Below are 4,859 nucleotides of genomic sequence, written 5' to 3'. Positions count from 1 at the left end.
TTGCTATACCTGATCCATTGTTATTTGTGAAACAAGTAATTAAAAGTGCGCTCGCTCAGAATGAAATCTCATTAAATGGAACAATTGTTAGTGGAGTGGCTCCTGCTGATATTCATTTTATTGCCGATTATCAGTCAGGCAATTTATTTACGTTGGTAAAACACATGCTGCAAAAATCTGATAATCTTTATGCGAATAACATTACCAGAAAATTGGGTTATATTATTACTGGTAATGGGGGTCACAAAGAGGGTATATCTGCCATAAAAAAAATAATAGCAGAGCATACTCTTATCGATATGAAGCAAATGGAGTTAATTGATGGTGAAGGTACACGCTATAATTTAATTGCTCCAGAACATTTCGTTGCTTTATTGACTGAACTTTATCACGATAAGAAAATGCAACCGGTACTTTTAAACTCTTTACCCCAAGCCGGTGTATCGGGAACTTTGCAGGACAGAATGAAAGATACCATTCTAAATAAAAAAGTTTTCGCTAAGACAGGCTCGATGCATGATGTGTCTTCTCTATCTGGTTTTATTATAAATCCTAATGCCAAGTCATTTGTTTTTTCTATTATTACTAATGGGGTGGTTAAAGCCGAAAAAGCAAAAGCTCTTGAAGAAGAAATACTTTTAGCAGTGCAGCAATACTACTTAGAACAGAATAATGCTTCTTTTTAAGCACCATTACATAAATAAGGATACTTCACTTTCATGTTCTTTATATACCTTACTTTTTATTATAACGTTCTTGATAGCGTTGATAAGCAAATTTAGCCTGTTCTGCTGTTACTAAATCTACTTCATTCCCATAAATATCTATCCGAGGAGAGTTCTCTTTCTGACAGCTTAAATAGGCTGGAGAACCGCTATAGTAACTTAATGCTTCTCTAAGGGCTTTTCTACTGAAAGGAGGTGAATCTAACCGTTCGTAAAAATCAATGATATCATCAAATATGCCAATTTTGAGTGGTTTAAGCTGATTTCCTTTTTTAAAAAAAGCACTTGGAAAATGTTCAATAAGCCAATCTATAATTTCTAGTTTATCTTTTTTTATTTCATTTAATTGTTGTTTGTCCATCATATTGCTCTAAAGCGTAATCATTCGCTGAATAAGCTATCATATTCTATAAGTTAATCAAGCACTTGGATAAAACGTAAGTGACAATATGTGTTAAAATAAAGATCAAAACAGACTTTTTTTCCTAAGATCACGTAAGAGATATCTTAATTTTTTGCTGAAAATATCTTTTTCTCTAGACCAATAGGTTATTTTTAAATATAACTTATTGTTTTATATAGTTTTTATTAAAATTTTATTTATCATTAAAAATAATATAAATGTTTTTTGTTGAAGTCCTGCCTTGAAATTTTTTTATCCTATTGCTAGATTATTAAATATAACTTGTAAGGATATAAGTTATAAAAGGACTTATAGTCAAATGGATTTGGTTCTGTCAGGGATGACTTATAAGAACAGGATGTTCTTATAATGGATGACTGTGAGAAGCCAGGTGAGACCTGGCTTTATTGTTTATTATGCCACCAAGAAACCTGAATGTGACAAGAATTTTCTATCAGGAAAGTAAGCAAAAACTACAGAACCATTTTTAATCGTATTGATTACAGGCTTCGCCAAGGTCTGAGCAATTGCGGGACAGCCCCACGACAACCCTGCACGACCAGCTTTTTTAATGAAATCAGTTTCAACATACCATGCACCATGAATTACTACACGCCTATTGTAGGCATTATCATTAAATCCTTTATCTAAACCCTGAAGATTTAATGAGTATCCTTTATGTCCCATATAGGTTCCTTTAGTAATGTAGGTGCCGAGACTGGATTGTTTACTGGAGTTCGTATTTGAAAAATGAACTGCTTTATTTACTCCAGAGTTTTTACCGTGAGCAACATAAGTATTATATAAAAGTCGCTCTCTATTAACGTCAAATATCCACATACGTTGTTTGTTTGAAGGTAATGAATAATCAATTACGGTGAGCACTGCTTTTTTAACTGCGCCTTTTCTTCTGGCATTCTTATATGCAGTTAAAGCAAGCTTCAATACATTTCTATTGAGCTGAGGTGCTTTACTGCCAAGATGTTGAACCTTGGTTATTATATCAGATTCAGTTGCAAATGAAGGGGTACTGGTAGTGAGATTGCTGGTTAGCAGGACGGTTGAGATTAGCGTTAATAGGGTATTCATATAGCTCCTTTCGTCTTGTAAAATCACCGTTAGTGGTTATGTAAAAAAAAAGGGTATTATATTAACAATTAAGACAATTGTAAAATCATAAGTCTTTTACTTGTCCATAAGGATAAATTATTATTCAATTCAGAAGCTTAGCAATAGTCTAAAAATAATATTGATTAAAAAATAATCAATTTGCCTATGTATGAGTCTATTTTTGGTGCAATTTATACGTCATTTAATACAAAATATTATCTATTTGTATATTACTTATTCTAATATTGCTTTGAATAAAGCTTTATTTACGGCTATTTTTAGTCACATGATACGGTAAAACTGAGATTAAATATCCTATTTTGCATAGGGCTGCACTATGATGATATCCTGTTGTTATTTTTTGGTGGAGAGCACTATGTTTGAAAAACAAGCGATGCAATTACCCGAAGGGTTAAGGGCTGGTATTAATCATGCTTATCGGGTTGATGAATTATCACTTATAACAGAACTTTGTGATAAAGCCGACTTAGATCAAAATCAATTGACTGCTATTAATGTCAGTGCAACAAAGTTGGTTGAATTGGTGCGTTCCGAGCGAAAAAAAAGTACTGGTATTGATTCATTTTTAACAGAATATGCTTTATCAAGTGAAGAAGGTATCGCCTTAATGTGTTTGGCTGAAGCTTTATTGCGTGTTCCAGATAGTGCCACTATAGATAATTTAATTAGAGATAAATTGGCTAGTGGTAATTGGAAATCTCATCTTGGACAGAGCGATTCTTTTTTTGTCAATGCGACAACTTGGGCTTTAATGCTAACAGGTAAAGTCTTAACTTCAGAGAGGGCTGAAACTACCTTAGCGAAATCATTAATGAAAGTAGTTAATCGTAGTAGTGAAATGGTTGTTAGGACTGCTGTTGATAAAGCCATGCGTATTATGAGTAAGCAATTTGTCATGGGACGCACCATTACAGAGGCGCTAACTCGAGCAAAAAAGAAAGAAGCTCAAGGATACCGTTATTCTTATGACATGTTAGGAGAGGCTGCATTAACTTCTGTAGATGCTGCACGCTATTTTAATGCATATAAAGTAGCAATTGAAACTATAGGAAAAGCAGTTAATAAAAATTCAGATGTTTATAAACGTGCTGGAATCTCCATAAAACTTTCGGCCTTACATCCACGCTATAATGAAAGCCAATATAGGCGTGTAATGGATGAGTTACCACCTAAACTTTTAGCTCTTGCATGTTTGGCAAAAGATTATGATATTGGTTTGACTATTGATGCTGAAGAATCAGAGCGCCTGGATTTATCTCTTGATGTAATGGAGCGTGTTTTTGTTGATAATCGTCTTGATGGTTGGAATGGTTTTGGTCTAGCTGTACAGTCTTATCAAAAACGAGCCTTTTATGTATTAGATTGGGTAGCTGCTTTGGCGCGTAGCAAGAAGCGTCGAGTAATGGTGCGTTTAATTAAAGGTGCATACTGGGATAGTGAAATTAAGAAAACACAGATGCAAGGATTAGCTGAATATCCTGTATTTACTCGCAAGGTCTTTACCGATGTATCGTTCCAAGCTTGTGCGAAGAAAATCTTAACAATGACTGATGCCATATATCCTCAATTTGCAACACACAATGCGTATTCAGTAGCGATGATTCTTAATATTACTGGTGATTACCGAGATTTCGAATTCCAATGCTTACATGGTATGGGCAATGAGCTGTACCAGCAAATTGTTCCAGCAGAGCGTCATGGAATTCCTTGTCGTATCTATGCACCTGTGGGAAGTCATGAAGATTTACTCCCTTACTTAGTGCGCCGTTTATTAGAAAATGGAGCAAACTCTTCATTTGTAAATCGAATTGTTGATAATAAAGCGCCAATTAGCACTCTGGTAGAGGATCCAGTAAAGAAAGCCAGATCTTTATTCGCTAAGATGAATAAGAATATTCCCTTGCCAAAAGATCTATTTGTGCCACGAAGAAATTCCCAAGGTTTTGATTTTAGTGATCGTCAAGAACGTATTTTGTTGCAACAAAATTTGAGTAAAATAAATTTAGGACAATGGGCTGCTGGTCCTATAATTGCAGGAAGTAGTTCATGCAAACCTGAACTGCAAAACATTTACTCTCCCCAGGACACTGAGCAGGTTATAGGTAGTGTACAAAATGCTTCATTAAATGATGTAGAAGAAGCATTAGCAGCTGCGGTGCAGACTTTTTCACTTTGGTCTGCCAAACCTGTTAAAGAGCGTGCTGCGTGTTTAAATCGTTTTTCTGATTTATTACAAGAAAACAGTTCTGAACTTTTAGCATTAGCCTGTTTTGAGGCTGGAAAAACATTAAACGATGGGATTGCTGAAGTACGTGAAGCTATTGATTTTTGCCGTTATTATGCTTTGTTAGCTCAACAAATCATGGAAAATCCCATACATTTAAGAGGTTATACAGGTGAATTAAATGAGTTAAGTTTACATCCACGGGGTACAGTGCTGTGTATTAGTCCGTGGAATTTTCCATTAGCAATTTTTACCGGACAGGTGGTGGCTGCTTTGGTCACCGGAAACTGTGTTATAGCTAAGCCTGCGGAGCAAACGCCTTTAATTGCTGCATTCGCTGTAAAACTTATGCATCAAGCAGGTATTCCTCTTGGTG

The 4,859-nt window shown here is 35.1% G+C and carries 4 protein-coding genes; 2 read left to right on the top strand and 2 right to left on the bottom strand.

What is annotated here, in order from left to right:
• Window positions 1–686: D-alanyl-D-alanine carboxypeptidase/D-alanyl-D-alanine endopeptidase (dacB, locus tag WA877_RS10230; RefSeq protein WP_425170816.1), on the top strand; the 686-nt coding region annotated here is incomplete at its 5' end.
• A 49-nt stretch (window positions 687–735) separates the two neighbouring features.
• On the opposite strand, the gene WA877_RS10225 is transcribed toward dacB, so the two are convergent.
• Both WA877_RS10225 and WA877_RS10220 read right to left on the bottom strand, forming a co-directional pair.
• Window positions 736–1,086, bottom strand: a complete 351-nt coding sequence (locus WA877_RS10225; protein WP_425170815.1) for a ProQ/FINO family protein — start codon at window positions 1,084–1,086, stop codon at window positions 736–738.
• Window positions 1,087–1,542: 456 nt separating this feature from the next.
• Window positions 1,543–2,217 carry a murein L,D-transpeptidase catalytic domain family protein gene (locus WA877_RS10220; RefSeq protein ID WP_425170814.1) on the bottom strand — a complete coding sequence of 225 codons (675 nt, stop codon included), beginning with the start codon at window positions 2,215–2,217 and terminating at the stop codon, window positions 1,543–1,545.
• A gap of 397 nt (window positions 2,218–2,614) precedes the next feature.
• Between WA877_RS10220 and putA the strand changes: the two genes are divergently transcribed.
• Window positions 2,615–4,859, top strand: a 2,245-nt coding sequence (gene putA / locus WA877_RS10215; RefSeq protein ID WP_425170813.1) for a bifunctional proline dehydrogenase/L-glutamate gamma-semialdehyde dehydrogenase PutA, incomplete at its 3' end; no start/stop codon positions are given.

This window comes from Legionella sp. (assembly GCF_049790535.1).
Taxonomy (GTDB): Bacteria; Pseudomonadota; Gammaproteobacteria; order Legionellales; family Legionellaceae; genus Legionella.
This window is presented reverse-complemented; position numbering and strand designations above follow the sequence as displayed.

Excerpts from the sequence above, each read along its gene's own strand:
- WA877_RS10225 (WP_425170815.1), bottom strand. The coding sequence starts at position 1,086 with ATGGACAAACAACAATTAAATGAAATAAAAAAAGATAAACTAGAAATT.
- WA877_RS10220 (WP_425170814.1), bottom strand. The coding sequence starts at position 2,217 with ATGAATACCCTATTAACGCTAATCTCAACCGTCCTGCTAACCAGCAAT.